The sequence below is a fragment of the Pseudomonas arcuscaelestis genome (genome assembly GCF_016881005.1).
Taxonomy (GTDB): Bacteria; Pseudomonadota; Gammaproteobacteria; order Pseudomonadales; family Pseudomonadaceae; genus Aquipseudomonas; species Aquipseudomonas arcuscaelestis.
The window spans coordinates 24,300-43,092 of record NZ_JACOPV010000007.1; the positions used below are offsets into that span (position 1 = coordinate 24,300).

At 57.9% G+C, this 18,793-nt stretch carries 14 protein-coding genes; all 14 read right to left on the reverse strand.

Features of this window, described 5'->3' with window-relative positions; genetic code table 11:
* Nucleotides 1-85: 85 nt before the first annotated feature.
* The gene (eno, locus tag H8F21_RS12065) at nt 86-1,375 is read right to left on the reverse strand and encodes a phosphopyruvate hydratase (protein WP_203584406.1); all 1,290 of its coding nucleotides are present in this window, start codon (nt 1,373-1,375) and stop codon (nt 86-88) included.
* Between the two features lie 154 nt (nt 1,376-1,529).
* Nucleotides 1,530-2,375, reverse strand: a complete 846-nt coding sequence (kdsA, locus tag H8F21_RS12070; protein WP_203476054.1) for a 3-deoxy-8-phosphooctulonate synthase — start codon at nt 2,373-2,375, stop codon at nt 1,530-1,532.
* Between the two features lie 3 nt (nt 2,376-2,378).
* Nucleotides 2,379-4,007: a CTP synthase gene (locus H8F21_RS12075; RefSeq protein ID WP_203476055.1), complete on the reverse strand. Its 1,629-nt coding sequence runs from the start codon at nt 4,005-4,007 to the stop codon at nt 2,379-2,381.
* A gap of 272 nt (nt 4,008-4,279) precedes the next feature.
* Nucleotides 4,280-5,566, reverse strand: a complete 1,287-nt coding sequence (gene tilS, locus H8F21_RS12080) for a tRNA lysidine(34) synthetase TilS (RefSeq protein ID WP_203584407.1) — start codon at nt 5,564-5,566, stop codon at nt 4,280-4,282.
* A 55-nt stretch (nt 5,567-5,621) separates the two neighbouring features.
* Complete coding sequence (locus H8F21_RS12085; protein ID WP_203476057.1) at nt 5,622-6,569, reverse strand: acetyl-CoA carboxylase carboxyltransferase subunit alpha; 948 nt, start codon at nt 6,567-6,569, stop codon at nt 5,622-5,624.
* A 98-nt stretch (nt 6,570-6,667) separates the two neighbouring features.
* Nucleotides 6,668-10,189, reverse strand: a complete 3,522-nt coding sequence (gene dnaE / locus H8F21_RS12090; protein ID WP_203584408.1) for a DNA polymerase III subunit alpha — start codon at nt 10,187-10,189, stop codon at nt 6,668-6,670.
* Nucleotides 10,190-10,296: 107 nt separating this feature from the next.
* Complete coding sequence (rnhB, locus tag H8F21_RS12095; RefSeq protein ID WP_203476059.1) at nt 10,297-10,926, reverse strand: ribonuclease HII; 630 nt, start codon at nt 10,924-10,926, stop codon at nt 10,297-10,299.
* On the reverse strand, nt 10,927-12,054 hold the full coding sequence (lpxB, locus tag H8F21_RS12100; RefSeq protein WP_203584409.1) for a lipid-A-disaccharide synthase: 1,128 nt from the start codon (nt 12,052-12,054) through the stop codon (nt 10,927-10,929). It lies immediately after the preceding gene.
* A 2-nt stretch (nt 12,055-12,056) separates the two neighbouring features.
* Nucleotides 12,057-12,833 carry an acyl-ACP--UDP-N-acetylglucosamine O-acyltransferase gene (lpxA, locus tag H8F21_RS12105; RefSeq protein WP_203476061.1) on the reverse strand — a complete coding sequence of 259 codons (777 nt, stop codon included), beginning with the start codon at nt 12,831-12,833 and terminating at the stop codon, nt 12,057-12,059.
* Nucleotides 12,830-13,270, reverse strand: coding sequence for a 3-hydroxyacyl-ACP dehydratase FabZ (gene fabZ, locus H8F21_RS12110; RefSeq protein ID WP_010224833.1), 441 nt, complete (start codon nt 13,268-13,270; stop codon nt 12,830-12,832). Before fabZ ends, lpxA begins: the two co-directional genes overlap by 4 nt.
* 111 nt (nt 13,271-13,381) lie before the next feature.
* The gene (lpxD, locus tag H8F21_RS12115; protein WP_408004444.1) at nt 13,382-14,437 is read right to left on the reverse strand and encodes a UDP-3-O-(3-hydroxymyristoyl)glucosamine N-acyltransferase; all 1,056 of its coding nucleotides are present in this window, start codon (nt 14,435-14,437) and stop codon (nt 13,382-13,384) included.
* A gap of 2 nt (nt 14,438-14,439) precedes the next feature.
* Complete coding sequence (locus tag H8F21_RS12120; protein WP_038996736.1) at nt 14,440-14,943, reverse strand: OmpH/Skp family outer membrane protein; 504 nt, start codon at nt 14,941-14,943, stop codon at nt 14,440-14,442.
* A gap of 44 nt (nt 14,944-14,987) precedes the next feature.
* Complete coding sequence (bamA, locus tag H8F21_RS12125; protein ID WP_203476063.1) at nt 14,988-17,336, reverse strand: outer membrane protein assembly factor BamA; 2,349 nt, start codon at nt 17,334-17,336, stop codon at nt 14,988-14,990.
* A gap of 74 nt (nt 17,337-17,410) precedes the next feature.
* Nucleotides 17,411-18,763, reverse strand: coding sequence for an RIP metalloprotease RseP (gene rseP, locus H8F21_RS12130; RefSeq protein ID WP_203584410.1), 1,353 nt, complete (start codon nt 18,761-18,763; stop codon nt 17,411-17,413).
* Nucleotides 18,764-18,793 lie beyond the last annotated feature (30 nt).

The window sequence follows — 18,793 nt, forward strand, 5'->3', positions numbered from 1 at the left end:
GTACACAGACCTGCTGCACAAGTTGCTGAACAGTCAGTATGACTGCTCAGCTAACCTTGGCTGCTGTCTTTTTACCATCTCTTGCTTAGCCGCGAAACTCGGCACGACCACGGTACACAGCCTTGCTGCCCAGTTGCTCTTCGATACGCAGCAACTGGTTGTACTTGGAAACGCGGTCGGAACGGCACAGCGAACCGGTCTTGATCTGGCCGGCAGCGGTACCCACGGCCAGGTCGGCAATGGTCGAGTCTTCGGTTTCGCCCGAACGGTGCGAGATCACTGCAGTGTAACCGGCAGCCTTGGCCATTTGAATGGCTTCAAGCGTTTCAGTCAGCGAACCGATCTGGTTGAACTTGATCAGGATCGAGTTGGCAATGCTCTTGTCGATGCCTTCCTTCAGGATCTTGGTGTTGGTTACGAACAGGTCGTCACCGACCAGTTGTACCTTGTCGCCGATCTTGTCGGTGAGGATCTTCCAGCCAGCCCAGTCGGATTCGTCCAGGCCATCTTCGATCGAGATGATCGGGAAGCGCTCGCTGAGGCCTTTGAGGTAGTCGGCAAAACCAGCAGCGTCGAAGGATTTGCCTTCGCCGGACAGGTTGTACTTACCGTCTTCGAAGAACTCGCTGGCAGCGCAGTCCAGCGCCAGGGTGACATCGGTGCCCAGCTTGTAGCCGGCATTGGCCACGGCTTCAGCGATAGCCGACAGCGCGTCTTCGTTGGAGGCCAGATTCGGGGCGAAACCACCTTCGTCACCCACCGCAGTGTTCAGGCCGCGAGCCTTGAGCACAGCTTTGAGGTGATGGAAAATTTCGGTGCCCATGCGCAGCGCGTCAGAGAAGGTCTTGGCGCCAACCGGCTGAACCATGAACTCCTGGATATCGACGTTGTTATCGGCGTGCTCGCCACCGTTGATGATGTTCATCATCGGAACCGGCATCGAATACTGGCCCGGGGTACCGTTCAGGTTGGCGATGTGCGCATACAGCGGCAGGTCCTGATCCTGGGCAGCAGCTTTGGCAGCGGCCAGGGATACAGCCAGAATGGCGTTGGCGCCCAGATTGGCTTTGTTCTCGGTACCGTCCAGGTCGATCATGGCGCGGTCGAGGGTTTTCTGGTCAACCGGGTCTTTACCCAGCAGCAGGTCGCGGATCGGACCGTTGATGTTAGCAACAGCCTTCAGCACGCCCTTGCCCATGTAACGGCTCTTGTCGCCATCACGCAGCTCCAGCGCTTCGCGCGAGCCAGTGGAAGCACCGGACGGCGCGCAAGCACTGCCGATGATGCCGTTGTCGAGCAGTACGTCCGCTTCTACGGTGGGGTTGCCACGCGAATCGAGAACTTCACGACCTTTGATGTCGACGATTTTTGCCATTGTTGTAAGCACTCCAGAATTGACGAAAACAACGCAGCTGAGAAAAATCTTTGTCGTTCGCCAGGCTGTTGAAAGAGGGCAGGCCTGACGAAGACGCACCCCTGACCCGTGGGTCAGGGATTGAACGAGCGGTACTTTACCGGAGAATTGAGGATTACGCGGTTTCTACCGTCGGAAAACTCTTCACCAGATCGTCCAGTTGCTTGAGCTGGGCCAGGAATGGCTCCAGTTTGTCCAGGCGCAGCGCGCATGGACCGTCGCACTTGGCGTTGTCCGGGTCTGGGTGGGCTTCGAGGAAAAGCCCGGCCAGACCCTGGCTCAGGCCGGCCTTGGCCAGGTCGGTGACCTGGGCACGGCGACCACCAGCGGAATCGGAGCGACCACCCGGCATCTGCAGGGCATGGGTCACATCGAAGAACACCGGGTATTGGAACTGCTTCATGATACCGAAGCCGAGCATGTCTACCACAAGGTTGTTGTAGCCGAAGCTCGAACCACGCTCGCAGAGGATCAACTGATCGTTTCCGGCCTCTTCGCACTTGGTCAGGATGTGTTTCATTTCCTGTGGCGCGAGAAATTGGGCCTTCTTGATGTTGATCACTGCGCCGGTCTTGGCCATTGCCACCACCAGGTCAGTCTGACGCGACAGGAAAGCCGGCAGCTGAATGATGTCACAGACATCCGCCACGGCTTGCGCCTGATGCGGCTCGTGAACGTCGGTGATAACCGGAACATTGAAGGTGCGCTTGATCTCTTCGAAGATCTTCATCCCCTCTTCCAGGCCTGGGCCACGGTAGGAGTTGATCGACGAGCGGTTGGCCTTGTCGAAGCTGGCCTTGAAAACATAAGGAATACCGAGTTTCTCGGTAACCCGTACGTATTCTTCGCAGACTTTCATGGCCAGGTCTCGGGATTCCAGCACGTTCATGCCGCCGAACAGGACGAACGGCTTGTCGTTGGCGATCTCGATGTTACCGACGCGAATGATCTTCTGGGTCATGTATCAGGCCTTGTTCTTTTGAGCCAATGCCGCTTTGACGAAGCCGCTGAACAGCGGGTGCCCGTCACGCGGAGTCGAGGTGAACTCAGGGTGGAACTGGCAAGCGACGAACCAAGGATGATCCTGGGACTCGACCACTTCTACCAGTGCACCGTCACCGGAGCGACCGGAAACTTTCAAGCCGGCGTCAATCAACTGCGGCAGCAACTTGTTGTTCACTTCGTAACGATGGCGATGACGTTCGACAATCACATCCTTGGCATAGCAGTCATGAACCTTGGAGCCGCTTTCCAGCTGGCATTCCTGGGCACCCAGACGCATGGTGCCACCCAGGTCGGAGGCTTCGGTACGGGTTTCGACCGCACCGGTAGCATCTTCCCACTCGGTGATCAGACCAACGACCGGATGGCCGCTGTTGCGATCGAACTCGGTGGAGTTGGCATCTTTCCAGCCCATTACGTTACGGGCGAATTCGATGACAGCTACCTGCATACCGAGGCAGATACCCAGGTAAGGGACCTTGTTCTCGCGAGCATACTGCACGGCAGTGATCTTGCCTTCGACACCACGCAGGCCAAAGCCGCCTGGCACCAGAATGGCATCGGCGCCTTCGAGCAGGCTGGTGCCCTGGTTCTCGATGTCTTCGGAGTCGATGTAGCGCAGGTTGACCTTGGTACGGTTGCTGATACCCGCGTGACTCATCGCTTCGATCAACGACTTGTAGGCGTCCAGCAGCTCCATGTACTTGCCGACCATGGCGATGGTGACTTCGTGCTCTGGATTGAGCTTGGCATCGACTACAGCGTCCCACTCGGACAAGTCTGCACTTTCGCACTGCAGGCCGAAACGCTCGACGACGAAATCGTCCAGACCCTGGGAATGCAGGATGCCCGGGATTTTGTAGATGGTATCGGCATCTTCCAGCGCGATCACCGCACGCTCTTCAACGTTGGTGAACTGTGCGATCTTGCGACGCGACGAGTTGTCGATCGGGTGATCGGAGCGGCAAACCAGCACGTCTGGTTGCAGGCCGATGGAGCGCAGCTCCTTGACCGAGTGCTGGGTAGGCTTGGTTTTGGTTTCGCCTGCGGTGGCGATGTACGGCACCAGTGTCAGGTGCATCAGCATTGCGCGTTTGGCGCCCACTTCGAAACGCAACTGACGAATGGCTTCGAGGAACGGTTGCGACTCGATGTCGCCCACGGTACCGCCGATTTCGACCATTGCCACGTCGGCATCGCCTGCACCCTTGATGATGCGGCGCTTGATTTCGTCGGTAATGTGCGGAATCACCTGGATGGTGGCGCCCAGATAATCACCACGGCGCTCTTTGCGCAGCACGTGCTCGTAGACACGGCCTGTGGTGAAGTTGTTGTTCTGGGTCATCGTCGTGCGGATGAACCGCTCATAGTGGCCCAGGTCCAGGTCAGTTTCGGCACCGTCGTGAGTGACGAACACTTCGCCATGCTGGAACGGGCTCATGGTGCCCGGGTCGACGTTAATGTACGGATCCAGCTTGAGCATGGTGACCTTGAGCCCCCGCGCCTCCAGGATAGCCGCCAATGAAGCCGAGGCAATGCCTTTCCCCAATGAAGAAACAACACCGCCCGTGACGAATATGTAGCGCGTCATGAAAAACCCTAGAAGTCTGCGTTAAAGCGGTCAGTGCCGCCGGGGAAAGCGAAGGAAGGCCGAAGCCCCCGATCACCTGCGTCAATCACAGTGCCACTTAAAAAACTGCCGCGTCTGGACAGACCGGGGGCTTTAGACCCGGTACGGCGCTCGCTACACATTTTTAGAATCGCCCAGCAAAAAACTGCTTGGTAATCGGCAACTACTGCGGTTCTGAGGGAAGCCACAGAAGTTGTATCAAGAAGGGAGCGTAGTCTACCGGAATGTCCCTTTCATCTCAAACCTTGCTCGCTCGTCGGTAGGCACCAACTCAAAACAAAGCCCTTTCTGCTCAAATCCGGCAGGTTGGCGACCGCCACTATCTGCTCGTCACAATAGAGCAGCGGCAGCCGCGAGCGAACAAAAGCGGGCACCTCCAGCTCGTTGAGCAAGCGTTTCAGATCACGTCGACCTCGACCGAGAACAAGTAAAGATTCACCACCCTGGCGATAACCAACGTGCAATATCCCCTGCGGCAACGTGCCACTGAAACTGACCTGGCCATTGCCACTCAATGCCAGCGCTACGCTCGGATCGGTCCAGGCCTGTCGCCCCTGCGGAGCTTTAAGCCAGTCTCCGGCTAGCCACCAGACCCGTTCATTGCTGCGATGCAGCTCGCCATCGGTGAGACGCCACACTGGCCGTCCATCGCAGGCTGCATCACGTAGCGTCTCCCAGCCTGCCCAGTGCCTTGCATCCGGCAGGCGTGTGCGCTGCGCCATCCAGTATTGCAATGCATTTCGCTGACGAGCGGGAGACAAACTACGCATGACGCGCAAATCCAGGGACGCTAATCCGAGCCAATCATAGGCATTCACGGTCGAGGCAAGCGCCAGATCCTGTTGGGCCAACTCGTCGAGCAAGCCCTGGGCCTCGCTCAAATGCTCCGCTGTACGTGCCAGATTCTGCGCAGCTTGCGGCCAGCGTTGGCGCAAAGCCGGGAACACTGCGTGACGCAGGTAGTTTCGCGAATATTGCATATCGCTGTTACTCGGGTCTTCGACCCATGTCAGCTGATGCTCTCGGGCATAGGCCTCCAATGCTTTTCGCGAGACATCGAGAAATGGCCGCAGCAGCACGCCCTGCCCCAACGCCCGCTGAACCGGCATCGACGCCAAGCCTCGCACCCCCGCCCCGCGCAGCAATCTAAACAGCAGGGTTTCCGCCTGATCTTCACGGTGCTGGCCGGTCAGCAACACTTCTCCAGGCCTCAGGGCAGCGTTGAAGGCAGCATAACGGGCATCCCGCGCTGCCTGTTCAAGACTGGCAGTTGTGCCCACTTCGACATGGATGACCTGCAAGGTCACGCCCAGTCCTTCACACAGCTGTTGACATTGGCTCGGCCAGGCATCAGCAACAGCCTGCAGGCCGTGGTGGACATGGATAGCACGTATGGGGGGCTTGCGCGGCAGGTTCGCCAACAGATGCAAAAGGACAGTGGAGTCCAGGCCGCCAGAGAGGGCGACACACCAGGAGGGGGCGCTTAGCCAGGGAGAAAGCTTGCTGCTCAGATCAATCATCGGCGCAGGCTCGGTAGTGATCGCGGGGCTAATGGAGCCCCGCGATACGCTCAGATCAGAGCCCGTAGCTCATCAGTCGATCATAACGGCGCTTGAGCAGTGCGTCGTTGTCGAACGTCTTGAGCATGTCCAACTGCTCGATCAGTTCGCCACGGATACTCGCGGACATCTTCGCCGGATCACGGTGGGCGCCGCCCAAGGGCTCGGCAATAACTTTGTCGACAATACCCAGGCCCTTCAGGCGCTCGGCAGTAATGCCCATGGCCTCGGCTGCATCAGGCGCCTTCTCAGCGGTCTTCCACAGAATCGACGCGCAACCTTCCGGCGAAATGACCGAATAGGTCGAATACTGCAGCATGTTCAACTGGTCGCATACGCCAATGGCCAGCGCACCACCGGAACCGCCCTCACCAATAACGGTGGCGATGATCGGGGTTTTCAGACGGGCCATGACGCGCAGGTTCCAGGCAATAGCTTCGCTCTGGTTGCGTTCTTCAGCGTCGATACCCGGGTAAGCACCTGGGGTGTCGATGAACGTCAGGATTGGCATTTTGAAACGCTCGGCCATTTCCATCAGGCGGCAAGCCTTGCGGTAGCCCTCTGGACGTGGCATGCCGAAGTTGCGGCGAACCTTTTCGCGCACTTCTCGACCTTTCTGATGGCCGATGACCATGACTGGCTTGTCGTCCAGGCGCGCAATACCACCAACGATTGCTGCGTCATCGGAGAAGTGCCGATCGCCGTGCAGTTCGTCGAACTCAGTGAACAGGTGATCGATGTAGTCCAAGGTATAGGGACGACGAGGATGACGTGCCAGCCGGGCAATCTGCCAACTGGTCAGGTTGCCGAAGATGCTTTCGGTCAGGGTGCTGCTTTTATCTTGCAGACGGGCGATTTCATCGCCGATGTTCAGCGAGTTGTCATTACCCACCAAGCGCAGCTCTTCAATCTTGGCTTGCAGGTCAGCAATCGGCTGTTCGAAATCCAGAAAATTCGGGTTCATAGGCATCCGTCTTGGGTCTACGGCCAGGCGGCCGGCCGGTTGATCCGTTTGGCGCCCTACCTTAAGGGATCAGGCGCATTCAGGTCGAGATTAAAAATTCATCGATATTGCAAAAAGACGTTCTCACGCCCGAACTGGTCACGCAGGGCTTGAATCAGGCCATCTGCCGGGTCGATCCGCCAGCCTTCTCCAAACTGCAGCATTGCCTTGGCATCGCTGCCGGTGTACTCCATGGTAATCGGGCAGGCACCACGATGGCGCTTGAACAGCTCGCCCAGCCAGGTGAGACGATCACCCTTGAGGGCATCGCTGTGCACTTTCAGGCGCAGGCTCTCGGCCAAATTGGTCCGCGCATCTTCCATGCTCATGACCCGTTTTACCCGCAGGCGCAAACCACCAGAGAAGTCATCATTGCTGACCTCACCTTCGACGACGACCATCGCATCGGTCTGCAAAAGCGGCTGGGCAGCCATGAACGCATCGGCGAACAACGAAGCCTCGATACGCCCGGAGCGGTCATCAAGAGTGACAAAGCCCATCTTGTCACCCTTTTTATTCTTCATCACCCGCAGCGCAATGATCATGCCGGCGACCGTCTGCGTGTCGCGGGCCGGCTTCAGATCAATGATACGCTGGCGGGCAAACCGGCGAATTTCGCCTTCGTACTCGTCGATCGGGTGCCCGGTCAGGTACAGGCCCAGGGTGTCCTTCTCGCCTCGCAAGCGCTCCTTGAGGGTCAACTCACGTGCATTGCGGTGCTTGACGTAGACATCGGCGTCTTCTTCCACAAACAACCCGCCGAACAAGTCGGCGTGACCGCTATCGGCGGTACGGGCAGTCTGCTCGGCAGACTTGATCGCTTCTTCCATGGTCGCCAGCAAAACCGCGCGATTGCGGTCGACGTTCGCCTGGTAAGCCTTGAGCTCATCATGGAAATACGGCCCCAAGCGATCCAGGGCGCCGCTGCGCACCAGGGCATCGAGCGTGCGCTTATTGATGCGTTTGAGATCGACACGCTCGCAAAAGTCGAACAGGTCCTTGAATGGCCCATTGCTCCGCGCTTCAACGATAGCCTCTACCGGCCCCTCGCCCACACCCTTGATTGCGCCAAGCCCGTAGACAATACGGCCGTCATCGTTGACCGTGAACTTGAAGTCGGAGGTATTCACATCCGGCGCATCCAGGCGCAGCTTCATGCTGCGCACTTCTTCGATCAGCGTAACGACCTTGTCGGTGTTATGCATATCCGCCGACAGCACCGCTGCCATGAACGGTGCCGGGAAGTGGGTTTTCAACCATGCGGTCTGGTAAGACACCAAGCCATAGGCTGCAGAGTGAGATTTGTTGAAGCCGTAGCCTGCGAACTTCTCCACCAGATCGAAGATGTTACCTGCCAGATCCGGGTCGATATTGTTGGATGCACACCCTTCGATGAAGCCGCCACGCTGCTTGGCCATTTCCTCGGGCTTTTTCTTACCCATAGCCCGACGCAGCATGTCCGCACCACCGAGGGTGTAACCGGCCATGACCTGGGCAATCTGCATGACCTGTTCTTGATACAGGATGATGCCGTATGTGGGCGCCAGTACCGGCTTGAGGCCTTCGTACTGGTAGTCCGAGTGCGGGTACGCAAGCTCGGCGCGACCGTGCTTGCGGTTGATGAAGTCATCAACCATCCCCGATTGCAGCGGGCCGGGTCGAAACAGTGCTACAAGTGCAATAAGGTCTTCCAGGCAGTCGGGCTTGAGCTTTTTGATCAGCTCCTTCATGCCCCTGGATTCGAGCTGGAACACCGCAGTGGTTTCCGCCTTTTGCAACAGGTCGAACGTTTTCTTGTCGTCCAGCGGGATGAAGTCGATGTTCAGGTCTTCCAGACCCTGCTTGGCCTGCTCGCGGTTGATGGTCTCCATCGCCCACTTGATGATCGTCAGGGTGCGCAAGCCGAGGAAGTCGAACTTCACCAGACCAGCGGCTTCAACGTCATCCTTGTCGAACTGAGTAACCAGACCGCCGCCTTCTTCATCACAGGCGATTGGCGAGAAGTCAGTAAGCTTGGTCGGTGCAATTACCACACCACCGGCGTGCTTACCGGTACCGCGGCAAACACCCTCAAGCTTGAGGGCCATGTCCCAGATTTCCTTGGCGTCCTCATCGGTCTTGAGGAAGTCGCGCAACACTTCTTCCTGTTCGTAGGCTTTCTCCAGCGTCATGCCTACTTCGAAAGGAATCATCTTCGACAGACGATCAGCCAGGCCATAGGACTTGCCCTGCACTCGCGCCACATCGCGCACCACAGCCTTGGCGGCCATGGTACCGAAAGTGATGATCTGGCTTACCGCGTTACGGCCATAGGCATCGGCTACGTACTCGATTACCCGGTCGCGACCATCCATGCAAAAGTCGACGTCGAAGTCGGGCATCGATACCCGTTCCGGGTTGAGGAAACGTTCAAACAGCAAGTCGTAGGCGAGCGGATCAAGGTCGGTGATCTTTAGCACATAGGCGACCAGCGAGCCTGCACCCGACCCCCGGCCAGGACCGACAGGCACGCCGTTGTTCTTGGCCCACTTGATGAAGTCCATAACGATGAGGAAGTAACCGGGGAACCCCATCTGGATGATGATATCCAGTTCGAACTTCAGGCGATCGAGGTAGACCTGGCGCTTCTCCTCGTAATTGGGCGTGGTCTCTTTCGGCCACAGCACCGCCAGGCGCTCTTCCAGCCCTTCATGGGAAACATGGCGAAGATAGTCATCGATGCCCATGCCGTTGGGCGTCGGGAAATCTGGTAGAAAGTGCTTGCCCAGTTGCACTTGGATGTTACAACGCTTGGCAATTTCTACCGTGTTCGCCAGCGCGTCGGGCAGGTCGCTGAACAGCTCGGCCATTTCTTCCGGGCTTTTCAGGTATTGCTGGTCGCTGTAGTTGCGTGAACGGCGCGGGTCATCCAGGGCACGGCCTTCGCCGATACATACGCGCGTTTCATGGGCGTCGTAATCCGACTGCTTGATAAAACGCACATCGTTGGTCGCAACCAGCGGAGCATTCAGCTTGTCGGCCAGGGCGACAGCCGCATGCAGGTATTCTTCGTCCCCCGCGCGGTTGGTGCGCTGCACCTCGACGTAGAAGCGGTCCGGAAACATCGCCATCCAGTCTTGCAGCAGCGCCTGAGCTTCATCGGGGTTGCCATTGAGCAACGCCATGCCGATATCGCCCTCCCGGGCTGCGGACAGGGCAATCAGGCCTTCACTGGCAGGGGCGATCCAGTCACGCTCGATAACCACCAGGCCGTTGCGCTGACCTTCGACCCAGCCGCGGGAAATCAACTCGGTAAGATTGCGATAACCCTGGGCATCCATGGCCAAAAAACAGATTCGCGACAGCGGCGCATCCGGATCGCTATTGGCCAACCACAGATCAGCCCCACAGATCGGCTTGATGCCCGAGCCCATGGCGTTTTTGTAGAACTTCACCAGCGAGCACATGTTGCTCTGGTCGGTAACCGCTACGGCCGGCATGTTCATCGACGCCAGTGCCTTGGCCAGTGGCTTGATCCGCACCAGGCCGTCGACCAGGGAGAATTCAGTGTGCAGGCGAAGATGAACGAAAGAAGCCGACATGATGATCCTATAGCAGCACAAAACAACAAGGCCCGGATTGTACCGGGCCTTGATCAAAACAGCAGCCTGTGAAGATTGAACAGACCGCTGACACCTACCTCACCCGGTCACACTTCGCCAAATCCGCTAGCAAGTGCATCACGCGCTTCGAACGCCGCACGCACCGGGGCAAAGGAGCGTCGATGAATCGGCGTCGGCCCAAGGCGCGCCAGCGCTTCCAGATGCACCGGTGTCGGGTATCCCTTATGGCCACCGATTCCGTAACCTGGATAAATCAGCTCGAAGGCGGCCATTTCCCGGTCACGGGTAACCTTGGCCAGGATCGACGCAGCAGCAATTGCCGGAACCTGGCTATCGCCTTTGACCACCGGCGCCGCAGGCACCGACAGCTTGGGGCAGCGATTGCCGTCGATCAACGCCAGCTTCGGCGTAACACTCAAGCCTTCGACCGCACGCTGCATAGCCAGCATGGTTGCGTGCAGGATATTCAGTTGGTCGATTTCCTCGACTTCGGCACGGGCGATGCAGAAGCTCAGGGCTTTCTCGCAGATTTCATCGAACAGCTTTTCACGACGCGCTTCGGTCAGCTTCTTCGAGTCATTCAGCCCGAGAATCGGCCGCTGTGGATCAAGGATTACCGCAGCCGTCACTACCGCGCCACAAAGCGGGCCACGTCCGACTTCGTCGACACCAGCGACCAGGTCCTCGACCAGGTTGAAGTCCAGTCCCATTTGCATCTATCGAGTTTCCAGCAGGGCCAGCACCGCTTCAGCTGCCTGGTTGGAGGCATCGCGGCGCAGGGTACGGTGGATCTGGTCAAAACCTTCAGTCTGCTGGGCGCCACCTTCGACCAGTGGCGCCAGCGTCTGAGCCAGGGCTTGGGGGGTAGCAGCTTCTTGCAGCAACTCAGGCACCAGCATGCGCTGGGCTAGCAGGTTGGGCAGCGACACATAAGGGCTTTTGACCAGTCGTTTGAGAATCCAGTAGGTCAGCGGAGCGAGGCGATACGCAACCACCATCGGCCGCTTGAACAACAATGCTTCCAAGGTGGCTGTACCGGAAGCGATCAAAACCGCGTCACATGCGGCCAGCGCCTGGTGCGACTGCCCATCCAGCAGGGTCAGCGGTAAGTCACGACCTTCAAGCATTTGTTCCAACTGAGCGCGGCGCTCGGCGTTGGCACACGGCGAAACGAAGCACACACCCGGCACCAGCTCACGTAAGCGCTCTGCAGTTTCGAGAAACAGCGCACCAAGACGTCCCACTTCACCACCACGGCTACCCGGCATGAGGGCGACCAGCGGCCCGTCGCCAAGCCCCAGCTGTTCACGAGCTGCGTGCCGATCAGCTTCCAGCGGGATGCTGTCAGCCAACGGGTGACCGACAAAACGCACCGGCACACCCTTCTCTTCGTAGAATTTCGCCTCGAAAGGAAACAGCGTCAGCATCAGATCGCAGCCTTCGCGAATCTTCAGCACACGCTTCTGGCGCCAGGCCCAGACCGAAGGACTGACATAATGCACGGTCTTGATTCCGGCCTTGCGCAGGTTCATTTCGATGTTGAGGGTGAAATCGGGCGCGTCGATACCGATAAATACGTCCGGGCGTTCTTCGATCAGGGTCTGGATCAAAGCCTTGCGTCGCTTGAGCAGCTCACGCAGGCGACCCAACACCTCGACCAGCCCCATGACGGCCAAGCGTTCCATGGGAAAGTACGACACCAGCCCTTCGGCCTGCATCAGCGGCCCGCCGACACCAATGAAACGTACCTGAGGATGGCGGGACTTGAGCGCGCGCATCAAACCGGCGCCAAGAATATCGCCGCTGGCCTCGCCCGCCACCAGCGCTACACATAACTCAGCCATGATCAGCGCGTGATGCCGCGGGTAGAGTTCTGGATCGACTTGAGGAATACGTCGACTTCAGGGAACTGGGATGCAGGCTCGGCCAGTTCGGCAATCGCGTGCTCGACCGTCAGTCCCTGGCGATAGACAACTTTGTAGGCGCGGCGCAGGGCATGAATGGCTTCTTCACTGAATCCACGACGGCGCATGCCCTCGAAGTTCATGCTACGTGCTTCAGCCGGGTTGCCGAACACCGTTACATAAGCCGGTACATCCTTGCCGATGGCGGTACCCATGCCGGAAAAGCTGTGAGCGCCGATATGGCAAAACTGATGCACCAGGGTAAACCCGGAGAGAATCGCCCAGTCGTCAACATGAACATGGCCGGCCAACGCCGTATTGTTGACCAGGATGCAGTGATTACCGATGACGCTGTCATGGCCGATGTGCGCGTAGGCCATGATCAGATTGTGATCGCCCAAGGTGGTTTCCGAACGATCCTGGACGGTTCCACGATGGATGGTTACGCCCTCACGAATGACATTGTGATCACCGATTACCAGGCGTGTAGCTTCACCCTTGTACTTGAGGTCGGGGGTATCTTCGCCTACCGATGAGAACTGGTAGATACGATTGTGCCGACCAATTCGGGTAGGACCCTTGAGGATCACATGCGGACCAATGACGGTCCCCTCCCCGATCTCTACACCAGCACCGACGATAGACCAAGGACCAACCTCGACGCCATCGGCGATCTTCGCCGACGGATCGATGATTGCCCGAGGGTCAATCAAACTCATAGTTTGCGTTCCGCGCAGATGATCTCGGCCGAGCACACTGGCTTGCCGTCGACCGACGCCTGGCATTCAAACTTCCAGATCTGGCGCTTACAGCTGATGAACTTGGCTTCCAGGATCAACTGATCGCCCGGCAGTACAGGCTGACGAAACCGCAGCTTGTCGGAACCGACGAAGTAGTACAGCGTACCGTCCGCAGGCTTAACATCCAGCATCTTGAAGCCAAGGATACCAGCTGCCTGGGCCATCGCTTCGATGATCAGGACGCCCGGCATGATCGGGTGCGCCGGAAAGTGACCATTGAAGAAAGGTTCGTTGATGCTGACATTCTTGTAGGCACGAATGCGCTGAGCCTCTACGTCCAGTTCCACTACCCGGTCCACCAGCAGGAACGGGTAACGGTGAGGCAAGTATTCGCGAATCTCGTTGATGTCCATCATTTCGGGGGGAAGCCTGTAGTAAAGATAGGGAGCGCCTGCTTTTGCCAGGCGCTCCTTTTGCAAAATCAAAGAGTCAGCCTGCGGCTATTCACTCTCGATCAGGAAATGGTATCAGCCTTCTGATGAAGGCTGGCTGTCCGAGGTCACGACCTCGACACGCTTTTCCAACTGTTGAAGACGTTTCGCCATTTCGTCGAGCTGGCGAATCCGTGCGGCGCTCTTGCGCCACTCGCCCAGCGGCTGCATCGCCGTACCGGAAGAATAGGCCCCAGGCTCGGTGATAGAGCGTGTGACCATGGTCATGCCCGATACGAAAACACCGTCGCAGACATCAATATGTCCCACCATGCCGACACCGCCGGCAATAGTGCAGTGCTTGCCAATCTTGGTGCTACCGGAAATGCCGACGCAAGCCGCCATCGCCGTGTGATCACCGATCTGTACGTTATGGGCGATCTGGATCTGGTTGTCGAGCTTAACCCCGTTTCCGATCCGGGTATCTGCCAGTGCGCCACGGTCGACTGCAGTGTTGACACCGATTTCGACATCATCGCCAATACTGACGCCACCGATCTGGGCGATCTTCTGCCAGACGCCTTTCTCGTTGGCAAAGCCAAAGCCTTCACCACCGATAACTGCACCGGACTGAATTACAACCCGCTTACCGATGCGCACATCGTGGTACAGGGTTACTCGCGGAGCCAGCCAGCCACCTTCGCCGATCACGCAACGCGCACCGACGAAGCATTGGGCACCGATCGTCACACCCGGACCGATTTGCGCACCGCTCTCGATCACCGCACAGGCACCAATACTTGCACTGGCATCGACCTGCGCATCGTCGGCTACCACGGCGCTGGGATGAATTCCCGCTACAGCCCTAGGCTTTGGATCGAACAGGTGGGATATCCGCGCGTAGGCGAGGTACGGATCTGGAACAATCAGCGCATTGCCGGCAAAACCTTCGGCATCGGCTGCCTTGAGCAGAATTGCCGCCGCCTTGCTGTCACCCAGGTACTTGCGGTACTGCGGATTGGCAAGAAAGCTCAATTGTCCCGGCCCGGCTTCCTGAAGCGTCGCCAGGCCAGTGATTTCCAGCTCCTCGGGGCCACTGAAGGTGGCCCCGAGGAACTCGGCCAACTGACCGAGCTTCATGGTCACAGTCATGTTCAACGGGACTGATTCATGCGCTCGATGACTTGGCGAGTGATGTCGTACTGAGGTTTGACATCAATCACCGCGCCACGCTCGAGCACCAGGTCAAAACCGCCCTTCTTGATCACTTCTTCAACAGCGCCATCGAGCTTTGGCTTCAGCTGTTTGAGCATTTCACGGTCGGCAACAGCCTTGGACTCGTTCAGCTCCTTGGACTGGAACTGGAAGTCACGGGCCTTTTGCTTGTACTCAAGCTCCAGACGCTCGCGCTCTGGTTGAGCCATCTTGTCGCCACCGGCACGGATACGGTCGGCAATGCCTTTGGCGCTGCTTTCCAGGTTTTTCAGCTTGGTCAGCTGCGGGCCGAACTTCTTCTCGGCATCGACAGCGTATTTTTTCGCCGCGTCCGATTCGAGCAATGCCATTTGATAGTTCAGGACAGCAACCTTCATTTCGGCGAAAGCCGGGGTTGCGATCAGGGTCGCAGCCAGTACTGCCAGTTGGGTCAACTTACGCACGATGCACTCCTACAGAATCCGATGTCGTTAGCAAGGGGCAGACCTTAGAAGGTCTGGCCCAGAGAGAATTGGAACACCTGGGTATCGGCTTCGTCCGGCTTCTTGACCGGCATTGCCAGGCTGAAGCTCAACGGACCGAGCGCGGTAATCCAGGTGACGCCCAGACCGACGGAGCTGGCCAGGCCCGACAGGCCGACCTTCTCGCAATCGGGCTTGGAGCCGCAGTTGGTATCGAACACGTTACCCACATCCCAGAATACCGAGGTGCGCAGCGAGCGTTGGTCCTTGACGAACGGCAGCGGGAACAGCAGTTCTACACCACCCTGTACGAGGACGTTACCACCGAACGGCAGCGGATCCTGATCCGGGTCGGCAATGGTGCCCGGGTTGTGACCGTTACTTGGGGTACTGCGTGGACCCAGGCTGCTGTCCTTGAAGCCACGAACCGAGTTGAAACCACCGGCATAGTAGTTCTCGTAGAACGGCAGGCCCGAAGTACCACCGAAACCATCACCATAGCCCAACTCAGTGTGCAGGCGCAGGGTGTAGTCGTTGTTAATTGGCTTGAACAGTTGGCCACGGTAGTCGAGTTTGAAGAACGACAGGTCGCTGCCTGGAGTGGTTGCCTCGAGCACCAGGCTCTGGGAGTGGCCACGGGTAGCCAGCACGCCTTTGTTCAGGGTCGACTCGGACCAGCCGGCGGACGCCTTGAAGTTCAGGTACTTGTCACCTTCCTCGTTAACGAAATCGAAGATCTCGTCGACGGTGTATTTACCGGTCTTGATTTCATCCTGCTGTACGGTCAGGCCGAAGGTCAGACGCGAAGTTTCGCTGATCGGGTAGCCGACGCTTACGCCCGCACCCAGGCTGTCAACCGCATAGCTGGCAACGTCGACGTCAAGGTCATCGTAGTCAGTGGTGCGATAGAAGGCGTTGTAACCCAGGCTGACGCCATCGGCAGTCCAGTAGGGGTCCACAAAGCCGAAGTTGTAGCGGCTCTGGTATTCACTGCGCGTCAGGCCGAGGGAAACCTTGTTACCGGTGCCCAGGAAGTTGCTCTGGCTGATGGAACCGCCGAGGATCAGACCGGCGCTCTGAGCGAAACCGACGCTGGCTGTAATCGAACCGGAAGCTTGTTCTTCAACGCTGTAGTTGACGTCGATCTGGTCGTCGGTTCCTGGAACTGCCGGGGTCTCGACGTTGGCTTCCTTGAAGAAGCCCAGACGCTCCAGTCGAGTCTTGGATTGATCGATCAGGTAGGTCGAAGCCCAGCCACCTTCCATCTGGCGCATTTCGCGACGCAGCACTTCGTCTTCAGACTTGGTGTTGCCGCGGAAGTTGATGCGGTTGACGTAGGCACGCTTGCCCGGATCGACAACGAAAGTGATGTCGACAGTATGGTCCTGGTCGTTAGGCTGCGGCACGCCGTTAACGTTGGCGAAGGTATAGCCTTCGTTACCCAGACGACGGGTGATCAGCTCGGAAGTGGTGGTCATCACCTTGCGTGAGAACACCTGGCCTGGCTGCACCAGCATCAATGACTTGACCTGGTCCTCCGGAACCTTGAGGTCACCGGACAGCTTCACGTCACGAACGGTGTACTTCTCGCCTTCGTTGACGTTGACAGTGATGTAGACGTGCTTTTTGTCCGGGGTGATCGACACCTGGGTGGAAGCGATGTCCATGTTGATGTAGCCGCGGTCCAGGTAGTAGGAACGCAGACGCTCCAGGTCACCGGAGAGTTTTTCACGGGCGTACTTGTCATCGTTCTTGAAGAACGACAACCAGTTGGTGGTCTTGAGCTCGAACAGTCCGACAAGGTCTTCTTCTGGGAAGACAGTGTTGCCAACCACGTTGATGTGCTGGATGGCAGCAACGGTACCTTCGTTGATCTTGATCTTCAGACCAACTCGGTTACGCGGCTGTGGCACGACCTCGGTCTCTACCTCTGCCGAATAACGACCTTGGGCAACGTACTGACGTTGCAGCTCGTTACGTACGCCTTCAAGGGTTGCGCGCTGGAAAATCTCGCCTTCGGCCAGGCCAGACTGTTTCAGACCTTTCATCAGGTCTTCAGTGCTGATTGCCTTGTTACCTTCAATTTCGATACTCGAAACCGAAGGACGCTCGACCACGGTGATGATCAGGACGTTGCCGTCACGACCCAGTTGGATGTCCTGGAAGAAGCCGGTCTTGAACAACGCACGGGTGGAATCCACCAGGCGACGGTCGTCAGCTTCATCTCCGACGTTCAATGGCAGAGCACCGAAAACGCTGCCCGCGGATACCCGCTGCAGACCGTTTACACGAATATCGGAGATGGTGAAGGACTCGGCGTGAACTTCAGCGATCATCAGTACGGCGAGAACCGCAGTTAGCAACAGACGTTTCATGAAGTCCTTTCTTATTCCAACTGGCAATAAACGACCCGCCGCGGGACGCGACAGGTTCGCAATTGAGCGAAGCTTTACAGTCGACCCAAATCGTTGATCAGGGCAAGCAACATCACCCCGACTACCAAACTGATACCGATTTGAATCCCCCAACCCTGCACCCGATCCGAAAGCGGACGACCACGCGCCCATTCGATCAGGTAAAACAGCAAATGCCCCCCATCCAGTACTGGAATGGGCAGCAAATTAAGAACCCCCAGGCTAATGCTCAGGTAGGCGAGGAAATTAAGGAAATCCCCAACACCTGACTGGGCTGAAGCGCCCGCCACTTTAGCAATGGTTATCGGTCCGCTCAAGTTTTTTACCGAGAGCTCGCCGAACAGCATTTTCTTCAGCGATTCCAAGGTAAGGACGCTCATGTTCCAGGTCCGCGAAAGCCCCTCTCCCACGGCCTCCAGCGGCCCATAGCTAACTTCGCGAAGCATGGCATCAGGCCACTTCACTGGCTTTACGCCAGCCCCAAGGTAACCACTCGCCGACTTGCCCTCGCCACGACTGGCCAGCGTAACCGGAACATCCAGCGTTGCGCCGTTGCGCTCGACTTGCAGCAAGACCTTGCTGCCCGCCCGCCCACGTACAGTATCGACGACCTGCTGCCAGTCATTAAGCGCAGTACCGTCAAGCGTCAACAGGCGATCACCGGGTTGCAGGCCCGCCGCCTTGGCCGGCCCTTTAGGGTCCAGCTCGGCCAATACCGGCGGCAACGCCGGGCGCCACAGGCGCAGGCCCAACGAACGAATTGGATCGGGTTCGTCAGCGCCCTTGAGCCAGTTATCGAGAGTCAGTACGTGAGCGCTGTCGACCGTAGCGCCTTCTTCACGCACATTGATGTGCAACTGACCGCTCTCGCCCAAACGGCGAATCAACTGCAAATTGACAGCCGACCAACCATTGGTCGCCTTGCCATCAATGGAAACAATTTCCTGACCAGCCTTCAGGCCGGCGACCTCAGCAATGCTGCCCGACTCAACGCCACCAATGACCGGACGTTCCTGCTGAGTGCCAAGCATTGCCAGCACCCAGAAAAACAAAATGGCCAGAAGGAAGTTGGCTATAGGTCCGGCCGCGACAATCGCAATGCGCTGGCGTACCGACTTACGATTGAAAGACTGCTCGATCTGATCACGCGGAACATCGCCTTCACGCTCGTCGAGCATCTTTACGTAACCACCCAGCGGAATCGCCGCGATCACGAACTCCGTGCCGTGGCGGTCATGCCAGCGAAACAGGGGCATACCGAAACCTACGGAAAAACGCAGAACCTTGACGCCACAACGCCTGGCCACCCAGAAGTGACCGAATTCGTGAAAGGTGACCAGCACACCCAATGCCACCAGGGTGCCGATAATCATGTAGAGCGCACTCATATCTTTCTCCGAATGACGTTCAGCCCAACC

Excerpts from the sequence above, each read along its gene's own strand:
- kdsA (WP_203476054.1), bottom strand. The coding sequence starts at position 2,375 with ATGACCCAGAAGATCATTCGCGTCGGTAACATCGAGATCGCCAACGAC.
- dnaE (WP_203584408.1), bottom strand. The coding sequence starts at position 10,189 with ATGTCGGCTTCTTTCGTTCATCTTCGCCTGCACACTGAATTCTCCCTG.
- lpxB (WP_203584409.1), bottom strand. The coding sequence starts at position 12,054 with ATGGCTGAGTTATGTGTAGCGCTGGTGGCGGGCGAGGCCAGCGGCGAT.
- bamA (WP_203476063.1), bottom strand. The coding sequence starts at position 17,336 with ATGAAACGTCTGTTGCTAACTGCGGTTCTCGCCGTACTGATGATCGCT.
- lpxA (WP_203476061.1), bottom strand. The coding sequence starts at position 12,833 with ATGAGTTTGATTGACCCTCGGGCAATCATCGATCCGTCGGCGAAGATC.
- eno (WP_203584406.1), bottom strand. The coding sequence starts at position 1,375 with ATGGCAAAAATCGTCGACATCAAAGGTCGTGAAGTTCTCGATTCGCGT.
- H8F21_RS12085 (WP_203476057.1), bottom strand. The coding sequence starts at position 6,569 with ATGAACCCGAATTTTCTGGATTTCGAACAGCCGATTGCTGACCTGCAA.
- rnhB (WP_203476059.1), bottom strand. The coding sequence starts at position 10,926 with ATGCAAATGGGACTGGACTTCAACCTGGTCGAGGACCTGGTCGCTGGT.
- lpxD (WP_408004444.1), bottom strand. The coding sequence starts at position 14,437 with ATGACTGTGACCATGAAGCTCGGTCAGTTGGCCGAGTTCCTCGGGGCC.
- H8F21_RS12075 (WP_203476055.1), bottom strand. The coding sequence starts at position 4,007 with ATGACGCGCTACATATTCGTCACGGGCGGTGTTGTTTCTTCATTGGGG.
- fabZ (WP_010224833.1), bottom strand. The coding sequence starts at position 13,270 with ATGATGGACATCAACGAGATTCGCGAATACTTGCCTCACCGTTACCCG.
- tilS (WP_203584407.1), bottom strand. The coding sequence starts at position 5,566 with ATGATTGATCTGAGCAGCAAGCTTTCTCCCTGGCTAAGCGCCCCCTCC.
- rseP (WP_203584410.1), bottom strand. The coding sequence starts at position 18,763 with ATGAGTGCGCTCTACATGATTATCGGCACCCTGGTGGCATTGGGTGTG.